The 18,320-nt window shown below is 68.6% G+C and carries 15 protein-coding genes; 6 read left to right on the top strand and 9 right to left on the bottom strand.

The window, feature by feature from the left end; translation table 11 throughout:
* The 5 genes from AB0E78_RS06350 to AB0E78_RS06330 all read left to right on the top strand — a co-directional run bounded on the left by AB0E78_RS06350 (position 1) and on the right by AB0E78_RS06330 (position 4,770).
* Positions 1–522 (top strand): R3H domain-containing nucleic acid-binding protein, encoded by a 522-nt coding sequence (locus AB0E78_RS06350; protein ID WP_361828940.1) that lies wholly within the window; start codon positions 1–3, stop codon positions 520–522.
* A 99-nt stretch (positions 523–621) separates the two neighbouring features.
* The gene (gene rsmG, locus AB0E78_RS06345) at positions 622–1,338 is read left to right on the top strand and encodes a 16S rRNA (guanine(527)-N(7))-methyltransferase RsmG (RefSeq protein ID WP_361828938.1); all 717 of its coding nucleotides are present in this window, start codon (positions 622–624) and stop codon (positions 1,336–1,338) included.
* 284 nt (positions 1,339–1,622) lie between these two features.
* The gene (locus AB0E78_RS06340; RefSeq protein ID WP_283779165.1) at positions 1,623–2,699 is read left to right on the top strand and encodes a ParA family protein; all 1,077 of its coding nucleotides are present in this window, start codon (positions 1,623–1,625) and stop codon (positions 2,697–2,699) included.
* Positions 2,696–3,844, top strand: a complete 1,149-nt coding sequence (locus AB0E78_RS06335; RefSeq protein ID WP_361828936.1) for a ParB/RepB/Spo0J family partition protein — start codon at positions 2,696–2,698, stop codon at positions 3,842–3,844. The genes AB0E78_RS06340 and AB0E78_RS06335 overlap by 4 nt, the downstream gene beginning before the upstream one ends.
* Before the next feature lie 308 nt (positions 3,845–4,152).
* Positions 4,153–4,770 (top strand): GNAT family N-acetyltransferase, encoded by a 618-nt coding sequence (locus AB0E78_RS06330; protein WP_361828934.1) that lies wholly within the window; start codon positions 4,153–4,155, stop codon positions 4,768–4,770.
* A gap of 107 nt (positions 4,771–4,877) precedes the next feature.
* Here AB0E78_RS06330 and trxA read toward each other — a convergent pair whose 3' ends face one another.
* From trxA to AB0E78_RS06295, 7 genes are all read right to left on the bottom strand, one after another.
* Positions 4,878–5,210: a thioredoxin gene (trxA, locus tag AB0E78_RS06325; RefSeq protein ID WP_135332065.1), complete on the bottom strand. Its 333-nt coding sequence runs from the start codon at positions 5,208–5,210 to the stop codon at positions 4,878–4,880.
* 43 nt (positions 5,211–5,253) lie between these two features.
* Positions 5,254–6,213, bottom strand: coding sequence for a thioredoxin-disulfide reductase (trxB, locus tag AB0E78_RS06320; protein WP_361828932.1), 960 nt, complete (start codon positions 6,211–6,213; stop codon positions 5,254–5,256).
* A gap of 182 nt (positions 6,214–6,395) precedes the next feature.
* A complete protein-coding gene (locus tag AB0E78_RS06315; protein WP_361828930.1) occupies positions 6,396–7,403 on the bottom strand; it encodes a hypothetical protein in 1,008 nt (335 codons plus the stop codon).
* Positions 7,400–8,128 (bottom strand): RNA polymerase sigma factor SigM, encoded by a 729-nt coding sequence (sigM, locus tag AB0E78_RS06310; protein WP_361828928.1) that lies wholly within the window; start codon positions 8,126–8,128, stop codon positions 7,400–7,402. The genes AB0E78_RS06315 and sigM overlap by 4 nt, the downstream gene beginning before the upstream one ends.
* 32 nt (positions 8,129–8,160) lie before the next feature.
* Positions 8,161–9,870: a protein kinase family protein gene (locus tag AB0E78_RS06305; RefSeq protein WP_361828926.1), complete on the bottom strand. Its 1,710-nt coding sequence runs from the start codon at positions 9,868–9,870 to the stop codon at positions 8,161–8,163.
* 118 nt (positions 9,871–9,988) lie between these two features.
* The gene (gene murJ / locus AB0E78_RS06300) at positions 9,989–12,271 is read right to left on the bottom strand and encodes a murein biosynthesis integral membrane protein MurJ (protein WP_361828924.1); all 2,283 of its coding nucleotides are present in this window, start codon (positions 12,269–12,271) and stop codon (positions 9,989–9,991) included.
* A gap of 47 nt (positions 12,272–12,318) precedes the next feature.
* Positions 12,319–14,673, bottom strand: a complete 2,355-nt coding sequence (locus tag AB0E78_RS06295; RefSeq protein ID WP_361829529.1) for a DUF6049 family protein — start codon at positions 14,671–14,673, stop codon at positions 12,319–12,321.
* A gap of 192 nt (positions 14,674–14,865) precedes the next feature.
* Here AB0E78_RS06295 and AB0E78_RS06290 point away from each other — a divergent pair, with 192 nt between their 5' ends.
* On the top strand, positions 14,866–16,308 hold the full coding sequence (locus AB0E78_RS06290; protein WP_361828922.1) for a CCA tRNA nucleotidyltransferase: 1,443 nt from the start codon (positions 14,866–14,868) through the stop codon (positions 16,306–16,308).
* A 111-nt stretch (positions 16,309–16,419) separates the two neighbouring features.
* On the opposite strand, the gene AB0E78_RS06285 is transcribed toward AB0E78_RS06290, so the two are convergent.
* On the bottom strand, positions 16,420–16,896 hold the full coding sequence (locus tag AB0E78_RS06285; protein WP_361828920.1) for a hypothetical protein: 477 nt from the start codon (positions 16,894–16,896) through the stop codon (positions 16,420–16,422).
* A 114-nt stretch (positions 16,897–17,010) separates the two neighbouring features.
* Entirely contained in the window at positions 17,011–18,267 is a 1,257-nt protein-coding gene (locus AB0E78_RS06280; RefSeq protein ID WP_361828918.1) for an MFS transporter, read from the bottom strand.
* Positions 18,268–18,320 lie beyond the last annotated feature (53 nt).

The raw sequence follows: 18,320 nt of genomic DNA, 5'->3' as shown, positions 1-18,320 counted from the left end.
GTGACGGAAGGCACCACCGCCCCCGCCGAGGCCGAGGTCGAGGCCGGCGACACTCTCACCCGTCTTGAGCAGGAGGGTGAGATCGCGGCGGACTACCTCGAGGGTCTGCTGGACATCGCCGATCTCGACGGTGACATCGACATGGACGTCGAGGCCGACCGCGCCGCTGTCTCGATCATCAGCGACTCGAACAGCCGCGATCTGCAGAAGCTCGTCGGCCGTGACGGTGAGGTCCTGGAGGCGCTCCAGGAGCTGACGCGCCTCGCGGTGCACCGCGAGACCGGTGACCGCAGCCGCCTCATGCTGGACATCGCGGGTTACCGCGCGAAGAAGCGTGAGGAGCTCTCCGAGCTGGGCGCCAAGGCGGCGGCCGAGGTGAAGAGCTCCGGTGGGCCGGTGAACCTCAAGCCGATGACGCCCTTCGAGCGCAAGGTCGTGCATGATGCGGTCAAGGCCGCCGGTCTGCGCAGCGAGTCCGAGGGCGAGGAGCCGCAGCGCTTCGTCGTCGTCCTTCCTGCCTGATCGCACGTAGTTTCCCCGGCCCCGTCTGTTCGCAGGCGGGGCCGGTCTTTGTCAGCCTGATAGTCAGCCACCCCAGTGCGGTACGGAAGGACGGTCCCCGTGACGGAGGCAGCGGAGCTCCCCTCGGCGCCCGAGCAGGCCCGGGCGGTATTCGGTGAGCGCTTCTCGGACGCGGTCCGGTACGCGGAGTTGCTGGCCGACGCGGGAGTGCAGCGAGGCCTGATCGGCCCTCGCGAAGTGCCTCGGCTGTGGGAGCGGCATCTGCTGAACTGCGCGGTCCTCTCCGAGGTCGTGCCCGAGAACGTGATGGTGTGCGATGTCGGTTCGGGGGCGGGTCTGCCGGGCATTCCGCTGGCTCTCGTCCGCCCGGACCTGAAGATCACGCTGCTTGAACCCCTGCTGCGGCGGACGACCTTCCTCACCGAAGTGGTCGAGCTGCTCGGACTCGACCATGTGACCGTCGTGCGGGGGCGCGCCGAGGAGGTCCTTGGGAAGCTGCCTCCCGTCCACGTGGTGACCGCGCGGGCTGTTGCGCCACTGGACCGGCTCGCGGCCTGGGGAGTGCCGCTCCTGCGTCCCTACGGGGAGATGCTTCTCCTCAAGGGCGACACGGCCGAGGAAGAGGTCAAGGGTGCGGGGGCCGCACTGAGCAAGCTCGGTGCGGTGACCACCTCGGTGCTGCATGTCGGCGAGGGCGTGGTGGACCCGCTGTCCACGGTCGTGCGGGTCGAGGTCGGGGAGAGCCCCGGCGGTGTGCGCTTCGCAGCCAAGCGTGCGAAGGCTGCTCGTACGAACCGAACCCGGCGTCGTCGCTGAGTCGTCCGGGCCGCGTCGTTCATCCGTCCTGACGACGAGCCGTACTCCACAAAAGCTGCCAAACGTACGCATACCGGGGTGTCGCGCAAGCGGCACCCCGGCTGCCGTGCATCGTGTTTCACGTGAAACGTCGCTCACTGCTGCATGGCATCATCAGTCGCGGCCGCGCTGCGGAACCTCGCGAGCGTCGGCCACTCGGTTCCCTCGATAAGGGAACGGAGTTGTCCACAGAGGTGGATTCGTCCACAGAAGACCGGGCCTCGCTGGTTCACGACCCTCAAAGCATGGGAGGCTCTGTTCATTGCGAGCCTGAAGTCGAGGAGAGTGAATCCTTGCGGTCCGACGCCAACATCGCGGGACCGATGACCGATCCGGTCCCCGGTCCCCGTACCGAGTCGGCGGGGGAGGATGTTTCACGTGAAACACCGCCCCCGATGGACGACACCCCTATCGGTCGTGCTGCCCAACTGGCGGTGGAAGCCTTGGGCCGTGCAGGCGAAGGCCTGCCACGACCCGAGCAGACCAGAGTCATGGTGGTCGCCAATCAGAAGGGTGGAGTGGGCAAGACGACGACAACCGTCAACCTCGCCGCTTCGCTCGCTCTGCACGGCGCGCGTGTCCTGGTCATCGACCTCGACCCGCAGGGCAACGCCTCCACGGCTCTGGGTATCGACCACCACGCCGAAGTGCCGTCCATCTACGACGTGTTGATCGACAGCAAGCCGCTCTCCGAAGTCGTGCAGCCGGTCCCTGATGTCGAAGGACTCTTCTGTGCCCCGGCCACTATCGATCTCGCCGGTGCGGAGATCGAGCTGGTGTCACTGGTGGCACGGGAGAGCCGACTGCAACGGGCGATCCAGGCGTACGAGCAGCCGCTGGACTACATCCTCATCGACTGCCCACCGTCCCTCGGCCTGCTGACGGTCAACGCCCTGGTGGCCGGCGCGGAGGTGCTGATCCCCATCCAGTGCGAGTACTACGCGCTGGAGGGCCTCGGTCAGCTTCTGCGCAACGTCGACCTGGTGCGCGGGCACCTCAACCCGCATCTGCACGTCTCGACGATCCTGCTCACCATGTACGACGGCCGCACCCGGCTTGCTTCACAGGTGGCGGACGAGGTGCGCACCCACTTCGGCGAAGAGGTCCTGCGGACGAGCATTCCCCGCTCGGTCCGCATCTCCGAGGCGCCGAGCTACGGGCAGACCGTGCTCACCTACGATCCGGGATCGAGTGGCGCCCTCTCGTATTTCGAGGCGGCACGGGAGATCGCGCTTCGCGGCGTCGGCATTCGCTACGACGTACAGCATGCCCACATGGGCGCTCAGAATGATCAGCACAGCACGACGGAGGGGATGCAGTGAGCGAGCGACGGAGAGGGCTGGGTCGTGGCCTCGGTGCCCTGATCCCTGCGGCCCCGACGGAGAAGTCGACCGCCCAGGCCATGAGCGGAGCTGCGGCCTCGCCCAGTGCTGCACCGGTACTCACCGCCGAGCGGGGCGTGGCTGCCGCGAAGGTGACGGCGCTCCCGCAGAGCCCCGTTTCACGTGAAACGGAACGGTCGGCGAGCGAAGCGGTGGAGACCGAGGAGAGTCCGGTCGGCGCGCACTTCGCCGAGCTGCCTCTCGACTTCATCACGCCCAACCCGAGGCAGCCCCGTGAGGTCTTCGACGAGGATGCCCTCGCCGAGCTGGTGACCTCCATCAAGGAGGTCGGGCTTCTCCAGCCTGTCGTGGTACGACAGGTCGGAGACTCGCGCTACGAGCTCATCATGGGTGAGCGGCGCTGGCGCGCTTGCCGTGAGGCAGGACTCGAGCGCATCCCCTCGATCGTCCGAGCCACGGACGACGAGAAGCTCCTCTTGGACGCCCTCCTGGAGAACCTGCACCGTGCGCAGCTGAATCCGCTGGAAGAGGCTGCCGCCTACGATCAGCTGCTCAGGGACTTCAACTGCACACACGACCAGCTGGCGGACCGGATCGGCCGTTCCCGCCCGCAGGTCTCGAACACGCTGCGGCTGCTGAAGCTGTCGCCGGCGGTTCAGCGCAGGGTCGCCGCCGGGGTGCTCTCCGCGGGCCATGCTCGTGCTCTGCTGTCCGTCGAGGACTCGGAGGAGCAGGACCGTCTTGCGCACCGGATCGTGGCCGAGGGGCTCTCGGTGCGGGCCGTCGAGGAGATCGTGACCCTCATGGGTTCGCGGCCGCAGAGCACCCCGCGGGCCAAGGGGCCGCGTGCGGGCGCTCGGGTTTCGCCGTCGCTGACCAGCCTTGCCACGCGTCTCTCCGACCGGTTCGAAACCCGGGTGAGGGTGGACCTGGGGCAGAAGAAGGGCAAGATCGTCGTTGACTTCGCCTCGCTGGAGGACCTGGAGCGCATCCTCGCGACGCTCGCTCCGGGTGAGGGGCCGGTCCTGAAGAACGGACTCGCCGAGGGCTCCGAAGAGGACTCCGACGACGCCGCCGACAGGGACTCCGTCGAGGGCGACTCCTCCGAGGGCAAAGAGGCCTGAGCCTCATCACGTAGTCCGACGAGAGCGGGCCGTGTCCGGTGTGTACCGGAACACGGCCCGCTCTTTGCTTTCTTACGGTATCGGTGCAATCGCATCGTGGATACGATGCGATTGGGTATGGCACATCCAGCTGGCGACACCTCATTGGGGAGGGGGAGGGCCATGCGATCGGTGAGCCGCACCGGACTGATGACTGCGGGCCTTGGGCTGGGAGCCGTCGGCGGATTCGTCGGCAGCCTGCTGAAGGAACGGAGCGCTCTGACTGCCGCCCGTGATGCGGCGGGCGAAGGAAGTGAGGAACAGCCTTCATGGGGCGTCGGCTCGTACCGCTCACGCTGGACAACCTTCCGGACCTTCCCCAGCGTTGCCGGACGTGTGTCTTCTGGGAGCTGGACCCGGTCAGCGGCCAGGCCGCAGTAAAGGCCGGTACGCCGGAGCACGAGAAGGAAGCGTGGATCTCCGCCGTCCTGCTGGAGTGGGGCTCCTGCGGTCGCGTCGTCTACGTCGATGATGTCCCGGTGGGCTTCGTGCTGTACGCCCCGCCCGCGTACGTGCCACGGGCCACCGCCTTCCCGACGAGCCCCGTGTCCCCCGATGCCGTGCAGCTGATGACCGCCTGGATCAGGCCGGGATATCAGAGCCAGGGGATCGGCCGTGTCATCGTCCAGACCGTCGCGAAGGATCTGCTGCGCCGGGGGTTCAAGGCGATCGAGGCCTTTGGGGATGCCCGATGGGAGAAGCCCGCCTGTGTGCTGCCCGCCGATCATCTGTTGGCGGTGGGCTTCAAGACGGTCCGTCCACATCCCTCATATCCACGGCTGAGGCTTGAACTGCGTACGACGCTCTCTTGGAAGGAGGACGTCGAGTTGGCGCTCGACCGACTCCTCGGAGCGGTACAGAAGGAGCCGGTGCTCCGGCCGCTCTGACTCGCCCGTCGCAGGCTCGCCGCTGTCATGCGAATGGGCCAGCCCCTGAGGGCTGGCCCATTCGTGTTTCACGTGAAACAACGCGTCGCTTGGTGCGGCGCCGCTCGTTACTCGGCGATGAAGTCCGCGAGGTCGCGCTCAAGAGCAGCCTTCGGCTTGGCGCCGACGATCGTCTTGGCCACCTCGCCGCCCTGGTACACGTTCAGGGTCGGGATGGACATGACGCCGTACTTGGCGGCGATGCCCGGGTTCTCGTCGATGTTGAGCTTGACGATCTCGATCTTGTCGCCGTGCTCGGCCGCGATCGCCTCGAGGGACGGCGCGATCTGGCGGCACGGTCCGCACCAGGCGGCCCAGAAGTCCACCAGGACGGGCTTGTCGTTCTTCAGGACGTCTTCCTCGAAGGAGGCGTCGGTCACGTTCTTCAGAGTGCCGGCCACGGCGGGCTCCTTAACTCGGTGATGCGGTGGGGAGGATGGGATGTCAGACGGTGGCTGCGGCCGTCGCGTTGTCCACGAGGGCAGCGAGGAACCGCTCGGAGTCGAGGGCGGCGGAGCAGCCGGTGCCGGCCGCCGTGATCGCCTGGCGGTACGTGTGGTCGACGACGTCACCGGCGGCGAAGACACCGGGCACGTTAGTCCGGGTCGAGGGAGCGTCGACCTTCAGGTAGCCCTCGTCGTCCAGGGTGAGCTGGCCCTTGAAGAGCTCCGTGCGCGGGTCGTGGCCGATCGCGATGAACAGGCCGGTCACGGGCAGCTCGGAGGTCTCGCCCGTCTTCAGGTTCCGCAGCGTCAGACCGGAGAGCTTCTGCTCGCCCTTGATCTCAGCGACCTCGCTGTCCCAGACGAAGCTGATCTTCGGGTCGGCCAGCGCGCGCTCCTGCATCGCCTTGGAGGCGCGCAGGCTGTCGCGGCGGTGCACGATCGTCACGGACTTGGCGAAGCGCGAGAGGAAGGTCGCTTCTTCCATCGCGGTGTCGCCGCCGCCGATCACGGCGATGTCCTGGTCCTTGAAGAAGAAGCCGTCACAGGTCGCGCACCAGGAGACGCCGCGGCCGGAGAGCGCGTCCTCGTTCGGGAGGCCGAGCTTGCGGTGCTGGGAGCCCGTCGTCACGATCACGGACTTCGCTCGGTGCACGGTGCCCGCCGTGTCCGTCACGGTCTTGATCTCGCCGGTGAGATCCACGGAGACCACATCGTCCGGCACCAGCTCGGCGCCGAAGCGCTCGGCCTGGGCGCGCATGTTGTCCATGAGGTCGGGGCCCATGACGCCGTCCTGGAAGCCCGGGAAGTTCTCCACCTCGGTGGTGTTCATCAGCGCACCGCCTGCGGTGACGGCGCCCTCGAACACCAGGGGCTTCAGCGACGCTCGCGCGGTGTAGAGCGCCGCCGTGTAGCCGGCGGGCCCGGAGCCGATGATGATCACGTTACGGACGTCGGTCACGGCTTGATTCCTCGTCTCTGGAGACTGCTGCGTAGTGCTGGTGGGTGCCTGTCTCAGGTCTCTCACCCCACCCAACGGATCCTACGGGGCATGCATTCCCGACGTGTCCGAGCGCACGGAAGCATGTCAGGGACGCCAGGATGCCACGCTGAGCCGAGTCTCCCGCCGCAGCGGTGAAACGGTCAGGGCCGCGCGTAGGAGTTGGTCAGCAGTACCTTGCCCGCGGCGTTGGCCGACGAGGTCTTGTCCACGCACGTCGCGTCGATGACGAACGCCGCGACCTTCGTGGTGTCGGAGTCATGGGACGCCACGACGAGGTAGGCGTCCTTCCCCTTATAGGTGCCCTCTTCGGCGGCGAGCGGTGTCCTGTCGCCGATGCCGAGCTGGATGCACTTCGGGACGGTGACCGTGGACTCGCGCATCTTCTGGTCCTTCGGGGACTCCGGGCTGGACCGCACGTCGAAGGACGGCTTGGTGCTCCCGGACTCGGGTCCCGTGGTGGGGGCCTTGGCGAGCAGGTCCGTCACCTGGCCCTTGAGGTTGCCCTCCGAGAAGGCGTGCGCGGAGTCGGTGTGGCCCGAAGCCGTGTCGTTCTTACCGCCCGAGTCGCCGCCCACGTTCTGTATCAACAAGGAACCCAGACCGATGGCGGCCGCCGTGAAGACGGCACCGAGGACCACGTTGCGCCGACGGCCGCCCCGGAATCGGCTGCGGCGTCCAGGGCCCGTGGAGGCGCGGGAGTGGCCCGCGGGCCGGTCCGCGGGTGTGCTGGAGGCAGGGGAGGGAGAGGACCCAGAGGGGTTGGCGAGCGTGGAGGGTTCAGAGTGCTCGGAGGGTTCAGCGGAGACGCGCGATGTTTCACGTGAAACGCGTACGGCGGCCGCGGGCTCGAGCAGCGGGTCCGGATCGATCGACTCGGCGGAACCGGGTGCGATGGAGTCAAGGAGCGCCTCCGCAGCCAGCGCCGCGTCGATGCGCCCGGCGACATCGGCAGGCATCCGTGGCGGACCCGGCAGCGTACCGAGCAGGCCGCGGATCTCCTCCAGGGAGTCATGGACATCGGCACAGAGCGCGCAGTCATCCAGATGCCGCCGTACATCGACGGTTCGGGACGGGGTGAGCAGCCCCTCCGTGAGGTCGGAGATCTCAGCGACTTCCGGGTGCTCGGCCGAGTCGGTCGTGGTTGTCACGCTCGCCCACCTCCGCCCTTCACAGCAGCTGAATCGCTTGGTCCCGCATCCCGTGGTCCCGCTGCAGGTGGGACGGATGCCCCCTGCGTCCGGTTCCTTCCCGGGCTCGACTTCTTGTCTTTGTCGCCGCCGTCTCCGCTCGGTGTACGGGGCTCCGTACGCAGGTGGGTGAGCAGCGGCAGCAGTCTGGCTCTGCCGCGTGCGCAGCGGCTCTTCACGGTGCCGGTGGGCACCTCGAGCACGAGGGCCGCCTCGGCCACGGGATAGCCCTGCATGTCCACCAGGACGAGAGCGGCGCGCTGGTCGTGCGGCAGGGTGCCCAGCGCCTCGGCGACCTCGCGGCGCAGGTCGCCGCGCTCGACGGGTGCCGCCGCCGACTCGTGCGGCTCGAGGAGCTGCTCCAGCCGTTCGGTGTCGTCGATGGGAGAGGTCTTCCGGGACTTCGCCTTGCGTGCCCGGTCGAGGCAGGCGTTCACGGTGATCCGGTGCAACCAGGTCGTGACGGCCGACTGCCCGCGGAAGGTGTGCGCGGCGCGGTAGGCCGAGACCAGGGCGTCCTGGACGGCGTCAGCGGCTTCCTCGCGGTCGCCCAGCGTGCGCAGGGCCACGGCCCAGAGGCGGTCGCGATGACGCCGGACGAGCTCGCCGAAGGCGTCCTTGTCCCCTGCCACGTGGCGGGCCAGGAGGTCCTGGTCGCTCATCTCGCCGTGCGTGGTGTCGTCCACCGTCGAACCCCCTCCCCCGGTGAGCCTCAGCCTCAGCCTGCGAACTTCACATCCGTGATGGCCTGCTTGTACCCCGCGCCGCTGTACTCATCACGCGGAGACTTGGGAACATCGGTGAGCCAGACCAGCACGTACCGTGTCGTGACCGGCTTCTTCGCCTTGATCTTCGCGCTCTGACCTGTGGTCGTCACGGTCCCGATCTTCTTCATCGAGCTCGGAGGCGTCGACGAGGACATCGAGTCCGCGGCGTACAGCTCGACCTTCGTGTGGTCGCCGCCGTAGCGGAGCCCGAGCGACGCGGCCGACACGTCATGCTCCTTGCCGAGGTCGTAGACGATGCCGACGCCCGGCTTGTACGGGGCCAGCTTCGGGCCCCCTATGAAGCTGTTGCTCCGCCAGTACGTCGAGTCGTCGCCGTCGTACGTGTTGGGGACGCCCTGAAGATCCTGCGCGTCGCCCTTGAGGACGTACTCCTCGGCGGCCGCGATCTTGATCGGCTCTGTGGGCTTCGGCTTGTTCTTGTCGCCGTCCTCGGAGGTGTCCGCGCTACCGGGGTCGTCCGTCTTCCCCCGCTCCATCAGCGCGTCCGCGAGCTGCCAGCTGCCGAGTCCCAGGGCCGCGATGAGCAGCGCGGACACGGCCCACTTGAGGGCCTTGCCCGTACGGCTCTGCAGCGGGGGCGGCGGGGTCGGGACCGGCTGCGTGGCACCGGGACGGGGCGCGGTGCGGCCGTAGGTGCCCTGCTGATAGGTCGTGCGCTGGTACTCGGGGGGCGCGGTGAACGCGGGCTCCGGCGGGCGGATGCGGGGCATCTCACCGATCGCCTTCACCAGCTCCTCCGGCGTGGTGCACGGCGGCTCCTGGCGGGAGGCCGTCGCACCCTCGTTCACGAGCGCCCGCATGGCGAGCTCGGAGAGGCCCCTGTGGACGCCTGCGCGCACCTGGTCTGGGGCGATCAGACCGACGCCCTTGGGCAGCCCTGAGAGGCCGTACGCGTCGTCCTCGTACGGCCAGCGCTGGGTCAGCGAGGCGTACAGGAGCGCGCCGATCGCTTCGGTGTCCGTGCGCTGCGGGGTGTCGGAACTGATGCCGCGGAGTGCCGCGTTCACGGCGAGGCCGCGGATGCGGTACTGGCCGGAGGATGTCCGAAGCACCGCGCTCGGGGTCAGCCGCAGGTGCGCGAGCCCCTCGCGGTGGGCGGCAGCCATGGCCTGGGCGACCTGGCTGACGAGCTGATACGCGTCGTGCGCCTCAAGAGGGCCCGCGGCGAGCAGCGCCGTCAGTTCCGTGGCGTCGGGCAGCCACTCGTGCACCACGTAGACGAGGTCGTTCTCCTCGACCGCGTCCAGGACGTGGACGAAGCGGGGGTCGCCAAGCAGCGCCGACGAGCGGGCCGCGGCGAGTACCGATCGTGCCCGCGGATGGTCGGCGGGAAGCAGATGCACGCCGACTGCTCGGCGCAGCTTCTCGTCCACCGCACGCCAACTGCTGAAACCGTCCAGACGGGTGACGCATTCTTCGAGTCGGTAGCGTCTGGCGAGCTTGTGACCGCTGTGCAGCTCGGGAGGTGATGCCGCCCCCGTGCCCGTGGGCTCATCGGTCTCCGCTGCGCCTTCTTCTGCCGTTTCCCGCTCCCGGGTCTGGGCCACCCCGTCGGCCGTGGCCTCGTCCGCCTTCGCGGTCAGCGGCTCATCGCCGCTGTTGTCTGCCACGTCGACGGCAGCCGTGCTCCGTTCCGCCACCGTCGTTCCTGCCTCCCCATCCATCGCGCTTTGTCAGACGCCAAAGCCAATTGTGCCCACAGTCCGGCGCTATGCACGACACGCGGTGGCCGGTGATGGTTGTGCGAACCCCTACATCTCACCGTCCGAGACGGCCGCGCACCATCCCGACCAACGAATTGAGCTCTGCAATCCGCATTTTTCGGGCAGCCACGAAGAAGACGCCACCGAGAATGATTCCACCGACCACCAGAGCGATCAGAGAACCGCCGGCGCCGTCGCCCAGAGTCTTGAGGATTCCGTAACCGGCGGCGCCGCCGAGGATCGCCGCCGGGATGCACGCCATGGAGAGCCGGGCGTACGTACGAAGGACGTGGGTGCCGTCCAGATCGCCGCCGAGGCGGTTGCGCAGCCTGCGCCAGGCGACACCGACGCCGACCGCGTAGGCGAGGCCGTACGAGGCGGCCATGCCGATCACGGCCCACTGGGCGGGCAGGAGGACGTAGGCGATGGCGCTGGCCGCCGCGTTGACGGCCGCCACGATCACCGTGTTGTAGAAGGGCGTCCGGGTGTCCTCGTAGGCGTAGAAGCCGCGCAGGACGACGTACTGCACCGAGTACGGGATCAGCCCCAGGCCGAACGCCATCAGGACGAAGCCCATGGACTGGGCGGCCTGGCTGCCGCTGGAGGCGAAGAGCAGGGTGCACATCGGGACGCCGAGGGCGACGAACGCGAAGGCGACCGGGACGATCGCCACCGCGGAGGTGCGCAGCCCCTGCGAGATGTCGTCACGGACCGCGCCCGGGTCGTTGTCGTGGGCCGCGCGCGAGATGCGCGGCAGCATGGCCGCCATGACGGAGACGGTGATGATGGCCTGCGGCATGCCCCAGATCAGCTGGGCGTTGGAGTAGGCCATGATGCCCGTGCCGTCCTTGCCGGAGGCTTTGCCCGCGGCGGTGGCCAGCTGGGTGACGACGAGCACGCCGGCCTGGTTGGCGAGGACGAAGAGCACCGTCCACTTGGCGAGCTTGACCGCCTTGCCGAGACCGTGGCCCTTCCAGTCGAAGCGCGGCCGGAACCGGAAGCCCGTCTCCCGCAGATACGGAATCATCGCCAGGGCCTGGACGACGAGACCGAGCAGGGTGCCGATGCCCAGGAGGCGGACGCCGTCCGCGGGGATCGACTCGACCCTCATGCCCGAGTCACCGGACGTTCCGTAGACCCAGATGAACAGGCCGAACGTGAAGATCATGACGATGTTGTTGAGGACCGGGGTCCACATCATCGCGCCGAACTTCCCGCGGGCGTTGAGGATCTGCCCCATCACCACGTGCACGCCCATGAAGAAGATGGTGGGCAGGCAGTAGCGGGCGAAGGTGACCGCGACGTTGTTGGCCGGCGGGTTGTTCGCGATGGGGGTCGACATCAGCTTGATCAGCAGCGGCGCCGCGAACACGGCCAGGGCGACGATGAGGCCGAGAGCGACCATGACGAGGGTCAGCAGGCGGTTGGCGTAGGCCTCGCCGCCGTCCTTGTCGTCCTTCATGGCGCGCACCAGCTGCGGCACGAAGACCGAGTTGAGGCCACCGCCGACGGTCAGGATGTAGATCATCGTCGGCAGCGTGTACGCGACGGTCCAGGCGTCACCGAGTGTCGCGGCGCCGAGGGCCGCGGTGATCACCATCGTGCGTACGAAGCCGGTGAGCCGGGAGACCATCGTGCCCGCGGCCATCACCGCGCTCGACTTCAGGACGCTCGCCGCGCGTCCGCCGCCGCCCGACTTCGGGGCGGGTGCGGGGGCCGGGGGAGCTGCCGGGGCCGGGACCATGGGCGGCTCGGGAGGCTGGTAGCCGCTCTGCTGCTGGTAGTCGTCGCCCTGGGAATAGCCGTCGCCCTGCGGGTAGCCGTTGACTTGGGGGTAGCCGTCCTGCTGGTATCCCTGCTGGTAGCCACCGGGCTGTTCGCGGTAGCCGCCCGGCTGCTGGTCCCGGAAGAGGTGCGCGAAGGCGTCCGGCTCGTGGCGCTCCTCGCCGGAGTGGGTGACCAGGTCGTCGACGCCCACGAACTGCGTCGTACGGGCGTCGTCGCCGTACGGCAGGTGTCGGGTCGGGCCTTCGGGTTCCGGGGCCGGGGTCTGCGCCCACACGCGGGGGTCCGGGGCGTGCTGGGGGGAGGGCGGCTGGGCGTAGAGCGGCTGCGTGTCCTGGTAGTAGCCGGGCGGGGGCGGAGGGTGCGCGGCGCGGTCGTACAGCGCCTCGGTCACCGGGTCCTGGGCGGCGAGGTCCTGTGCCCGGTAGGGGTCCTGGTCGTAGGCATCCTGGAGGTACACGTCCGGGGCGGGCTGGGGTGGCACCTGCCCGTCCTCAGGGGGACCGGAACCGCCCGCGCCCTGGCCACGGTCACCGTCGTACGGCGCGTTCATGGATTACCCCACCTCATCGTCCCCGGGCCCACCGGCCACGACATCGCTCAACGGTCCACTCTCTCACCCGTGTCCGACGGGTCGGTGCTTTCCGGAGCGGTGTCCGGTGTCGGGTCACTCGGCTGCTCGGGGTCGTCCTCCCCCGGCTCCGTGCCGGACTCGCCGTCGGGTCCGTCCTCCGGACCCTCCTCGGCCTGCTGCCGGGCGGCCCGCTTGCGCTGGGTGTACATCCGGAATCCGGCGAGCACGAGGAGCAGCACGCCGCCGGCGATGACCAGCATCACCGTGAGGGTGATCTCGGTGACGTTCACGTCGAACTGCACCGCCTCGCCGTACGGCTGGCCGTCCTCCGTGTAGAGCTGGGCGTAGACCGGGACCGGGCCGTTGGCATTGGCCGTGGTGGTGAACTTCACCGACTGCGCGTGCCCGCCCGCGACCTTCACCGGCTGTTCGTAGTAGGCCTTGCCGCCGATCTTCAGACGCGTGGGGTTCTCCGATGTCAGGCGCAGAACCATGTGGTCGACGCCCTGGACCAGGTTGTTCTGCACCGTCACGGGGATCGTCGCGCTGCGTCCCGAGAGCTTCGCGTCGGACTTCTTGATCAGCGCCACTTGTTCGACGAGCGTGGTCAGGTAGTGCTCGACTCCCTGGCGGAATGTCGCCGCCTCGGCGGGCCTGCCCCGCCAGGACGTCGACATCTCACGGTCTATGGCCCGCCCGAAGGGCGTGATGACGCGGTCGGGCTCGCTGAGGATCGTCTGGAAGCGCTTGAGCTTGTTCTGGGTGTTCTGAATCGACTTGAAGGCCGACTTCGGCAGCTCCTGCTTGCGCAGCGACGTGGGGTAGGACCTGGCCGACGGCACCTGGGTCGTAGCCGCCGGGTCCGGCTTCGCCTTCGCCGCCGCCGACAGGTCCTGCGGCTGCGACCAGCGCTCGTCGGAGAGGGCGGTCAGCGCCTTCGCCATCGACTGGGCCTGGCTGGCGGACGGCATGCGCTGTGGGGCGACGACGATGCTGCGCTGCTTGTCCGGATCCTGCAGCGTGACCATGAGGCTCTGGGCGAGGAACTCCTGCACGGCGAGCGTGGAGCTCTCGGCCCCCGTCATGTCGCCCTGGAAGGCCGTGGAGAGGCGTGCGTCGGCCACCACGGCCGTCGTGCCGCCGCCGATGGGCCGGGCGGCGTTGGGCGTGTACGGCAGCGCGCTCCCGTCACGCAGGCTGTCGCTCCTGGCGATCACCGAGTGGGCGCCCGCCGAGGTGGAGACGTCGACGATCGACGGGTCGAGGGCACCGTTCACGGGCCACGCGAAGTCCGACTGGGGCTTGACGTGGAGGATGGACTCCACGGCCAGCGCTCCCGCATCGGTGGCGTCCTTGAGCTGGCTCAGGGAACCGGTGAAGGTCCTGCCGTTGTGGGCGAGCGAGGCCAGGTCGGGATCGGCGAAGGGCAGTGCGACGACCTTCTTGTCCTTCTCGGCCTTCACGGTCTGCTCGAGCTTGTTGAGCCAGTCCTTGGCGACCGCCTGGTTCTTGCCCGCCGTGGTGCTCTTGCCGTCGGCGGTCTGTACCCGGTAGCTCCGCGTCATGTGGTCGACCGAGGCCAGCAGGTCGGGGTCGATGACCCAGGTGACATCGAGCTGGCGGCCCAGGGACAGCATCTGCTCCAGGCGGCCGCCCGGGGCGAGCTCCTTGCCCAGGTCGTCGTCCGTGAAGACGGGCGTCTGCTGCTCGTCCGAGCCGGTCTCCGCCGTGAGGTGTGAGGTGGAGATGAGCGGCCACAGGTAGGTCGTCTTGGTCTTCGTGCCGGTGGCGCCCGACTGCCAGGGCAGGAAGGTCCGCTCGAAGCCGAGCACCTGGGACCACGGCTGGGCGGCGGTCCGGCCCGTGAGCGAGACGCCCAGCTGGTAGACGCCGTCGGCGCCGAGGTCCAGGGCCTTGACCGGGACGGAGATGCTGAAGTCCTGGCGGATGCCGGGGGCGAGCTTGGAGAACTTCTTGACGTACTTGCCGCCGACCTCCGTGCCGTCGGCTCCCGGCCGGTAGCCGGTGCGCTTGGCGGCGGAGTCGATCTGGCTCCGGCCGTTCAGGACCGGGCCCAGGCGCAGCCCGACCTGGGCCCCTGTCACCGTCTGCTTGCCCTCGTTGGTGACTGTGCCGGAGACCGTGAGCGTGTCTCCGTCCGTCGGGGCGGTCGGTGTGAGTTTGTTGAGCGAGACGTCGACGGTGTTCGAACCGGTGGCGTCTGCCGGCGCGCTCGGCGCCGCGGCGTGCGCTGTCGGCTCGGCCGACAGCTGCAGCATGCCGGCCAGCAAGGGGGCTCCAGCCAGCAACGCTGCCGTACGCCGCAGCCACCGGCGGGCAGGTGAGGGACTGGTCCCCGGGAAGTCTGCCGCCTCGGCCACGCGTTGCCCGTCCTCGTTGTCGTCAGTGGTCGTCGGTTGTGCGTCCACGCATGGTAACGAGGTGCGCTGTGGCGAAGTGCCGCGGACTGCTCCACATGATCGGAAGGCCTGGCCGGGGAGGGGCGCGCGGCCTCGGAGGCCCGCCGAAAACGGGGCGGCTGGGGGCGTCCGGGGCACGTACCCTTTTCTGTTGTGCCGAACGCCAATGAAGAAAATCCCAGCGCACTGAGCCAGGTGCAGCGCCGCGCGGTCAGTGAACTGCTGCGGGTGTCCCCTGTCGCGGACGACCTTGCCCGCCGTTTCCAGGAGGCCGGGTTCTCCCTCGCCCTGGTCGGTGGGTCGGTCAGAGACGCGCTCCTTGGCCGGCTCGGCAATGACCTGGACTTCACGACCGATGCCCGCCCCGAGGACGTACTGAAGATCGTCAGGCCGTGGGCGGACTCGGTGTGGGAGGTCGGGATCGCCTTCGGGACGGTCGGTAGCCAGAAGGACGGCTATCAGATCGAAGTCACGACATATCGGTCCGAGGCGTACGACAGGACCTCGCGCAAGCCCGAGGTGTCGTACGGCGACTCCATCGAGGAAGACCTCGTACGCCGTGACTTCACCGTCAACGCGATGGCCGTCGCTCTCCCGGAGAAGGAGTTCGTCGACCCGCACGGAGGGCTCGATGACCTCGCGGAGCGTGTCCTGCGTACCCCTGGGGCCCCGGAGGACTCCTTCTCCGACGACCCGCTGCGGATGATGCGGGCCGCGCGGTTCGCCGCGCAGCTGGACTTCGAGGTGGCTCCGGAGGTCGTCGCCGCGATGAAGTCGATGGCCGAGCGCATCGACATCGTCTCCGCGGAGCGTGTCCGTGACGAACTGAACAAGCTGATCCTCTCGCCGTACCCGGCGAAGGGACTGGCTCTACTTGTCGACACAGGCATCGCCGAGCACGTTCTGCCCGAGCTCCCGGCCCTGCGTCTGGAGAGTGACGAGCACCACCGTCACAAGGACGTCTACGACCACTCGCTGATCGTCCTGGAACAGGCGATGGCGCTGGAGGAGGACGGCCCGGATCTGACGCTGCGGCTCGCGGCGCTCCTGCACGACATCGGGAAGCCGCGGACGCGGCGCTTCGAGGACGACGGCCGGGTCTCCTTCCACCACCACGAGGTGGTGGGCGCCAAGATGACCAAGAAGCGCATGGTGGAGCTCAAGTACTCGAACGAGCTCGTGAAGGACGTCTCGCGCCTGGTGGAGCTGCACCTGCGCTTCCACGGCTACGGGACGGGCGAGTGGACGGATTCGGCCGTACGCCGTTACGTCCGCGACGCGGGCCCGCTCCTCAGCAGGCTGCACAAGCTGACCCGGTCCGACTGCACGACGCGCAACAAGCGCAAGGCGAATGCGCTGTCGCGTGCGTACGACGGTCTTGAGGAGCGCATCGAGCGGCTTCAGGAGCAGGAGGAGCTGGACTCGATCCGCCCCGACCTGGACGGCAACGAGATCATGGAGATCCTGGACGTGCGGCCGGGCCCGGTGATCGGCCAGGCCTACAAGTTCCTGCTGGAGCTGCGCCTGGAGAACGGGCCGATGGAGCGGGACGCGGCGATCGCGGCGCTCAAGGAGTGGTGGGCGGCGCAGGAGTGAGGTGGGGTTCGGTGCGACGTTTCACGTGAAACATCGCTCGGCGCCGGACAGACGAAGACATGCGAAGGGGCACTGTTTCACGTGAAACAGTGCCCCTTCGTGTACGTCGTTTTACTTGGCGCTCTTCAGGCAGAGCACCACGTCGTGGCTGCCGCCGGTCTGGTAGTAGGAGACCTGGGTCCCCTTGACCGTTTCGCACTTGCTGACGCTGCTCGTGCCGTCGAACTTCTCGATGACCTTGAACTCGGCGTCGCTCGAAGAGCAGTCGGTGTTCTTCAGATCCGGCTGCGACTGCGTGCCCTTGTTGTGCAGGCAGTCGCCCACAGCGGTGGTCTCAGCGTCACTCTTACCCAAGTACCACTTGCCGACGGCGATCAGGATGCCGACGACGATGACGACGCCGATCCGCAGGACCAGCTTGCTGACCTTCCGGCCGCCGCTCGGAGCAGCCGGAGGAATCGGCGCCCCCTGGTTGTACGGCGGGTAGGGCTGCTGCGGAACGCCGGGCTGGCCGGGCTGTCCCGGCTGGCCGGGGTACGGCTGCATGCCCTGGCCGTACGGATTCTGGCCCTGGGGCGGAGTAGTCACTTTGGGGGTCCCCCTCGAACGGAAGCGCGATGGCGCGGATACGACGTCCGTAAGTTATAGGGACGCGGTGACATCTCTGAAGCCCAGAGAGGCTCTGTGGCGTTGATGTGACACTTACTGCGCGTCAAACCTGGCCATAGCGGCAGCAATTGCTGCGTAGATAACGGCCACCGTGACCACCAGCGGCACCGATCGGCCGTCGGGCGGCAGCATCAGCGCTGCTACTCCCGCCGCGCCGACGAAGGCGACGTTGAACAGGACGTCGTAAACGGAGAAGATCCGGCCACGGAAGCGGTCGTCCACCGAGGACTGCACCACGGTGTCCGTGGCGATCTTCGCCCCCTGCGTCGTCAGGCCCAGCAGGAACGCGGCGATGAGCAGCGGGGCAGGGGTGAAGGGGAGGGCGAGCGCCGGTTCCAGGACCGCGGCAGCGCCCGCGCAGACGACGATCCAGCCGCCGGGCGTCAGCTGGTTCACCGCCCAGGGCGTCACCACGGCCGCCGCGAAGAAGCCCGCTCCCGAGACCCCCACGGCCAGCCCGAGCAGGGCGAGCCCGTCGGACTCCGACGATGACCAGGCGTACCGGCAGAGCATCAGGACCATCACCGACAGGGCGCCGTAACAGAACCGCATGAGCGTCATCGCCAGGAGCGCGCGGGCGGCGGGCCGGCGCTGCGACAGGTGCCGCACCCCGGCCATCAGGTCCCGGGCCGTACCGGAAAGCGCCGCGACGAGGCGCGGCTGCACCACTTCCGGTTCCGGGCCGAGGAGTTCACGTTCCATCCGCAGCGAGGCGAGCGCCGCGCAGAGGTACAGGGCGGCGCCGATCAGAACCACCACCGCGTCCGAGTCGGAGCCCGCCAGGCGCACGGCGAACGCGAGGCCACCGCCCGCGGTGGCGGCCAGTGTCCCCGCGGTCGGCGAGAGGGAGTTGGCCATGACCAGACGATCGGTGTCGACGACGCGGGGCAGCGCCGCGGAGAGTCCGGCGAGGACGAAGCGGTTGACGGCCGTGACGCAGAGCGCGGAGGCGTAGAAGAGCCAGTCCGGCACGCCGCCCAGGATGAGCAGCGCGGTCACGGAGGCAAGAGAGGCCCGCAGCAGATTGCCGTACAGAAAAACCTGACGGCGCGGCCAGCGGTCGAGGAGCACGCCGGCGAAGGGCCCGATCAGTGAATACGGCAGGAGCAGCACCGCCATCGCGGAGGCGATCGCGGCCGGTGAGGTCTGCTTCTCCGGCGAGAAGACGACGTACGTGGCGAGGGCCACCTGATAGACGCCGTCCGCGCCCTGGGAGATCAGCCGCACGGCGAGCAGGCGCCGGAAGTCTCGCAGGCGCAGCAGTATGCGCAGGTCACCGACGACAGCCATGATCCCCAGCCTCACATACGAGGAGGGTCCCCGGGCGGATTGCCCGGGGACCC

Origin of the sequence: Streptomyces sp. NPDC032198, assembly GCF_040636975.1 — a bacterium.
GTDB lineage: Bacteria > Actinomycetota > Actinomycetes > Streptomycetales > Streptomycetaceae > Streptomyces.
This window is presented reverse-complemented; position numbering and strand designations above follow the sequence as displayed.

Coding starts and splice junctions, on each gene's coding strand:
- AB0E78_RS06280 (WP_361828918.1), bottom strand. CDS start 18,267: ATGGCTGTCGTCGGTGACCTGCGCATACTGCTGCGCCTGCGAGACTTC.
- AB0E78_RS06340 (WP_283779165.1), top strand. CDS start 1,623: ATGGGAGGCTCTGTTCATTGCGAGCCTGAAGTCGAGGAGAGTGAATCC.
- murJ (WP_361828924.1), bottom strand. CDS start 12,271: ATGAACGCGCCGTACGACGGTGACCGTGGCCAGGGCGCGGGCGGTTCC.
- AB0E78_RS06330 (WP_361828934.1), top strand. CDS start 4,153: ATGGGGCGTCGGCTCGTACCGCTCACGCTGGACAACCTTCCGGACCTT.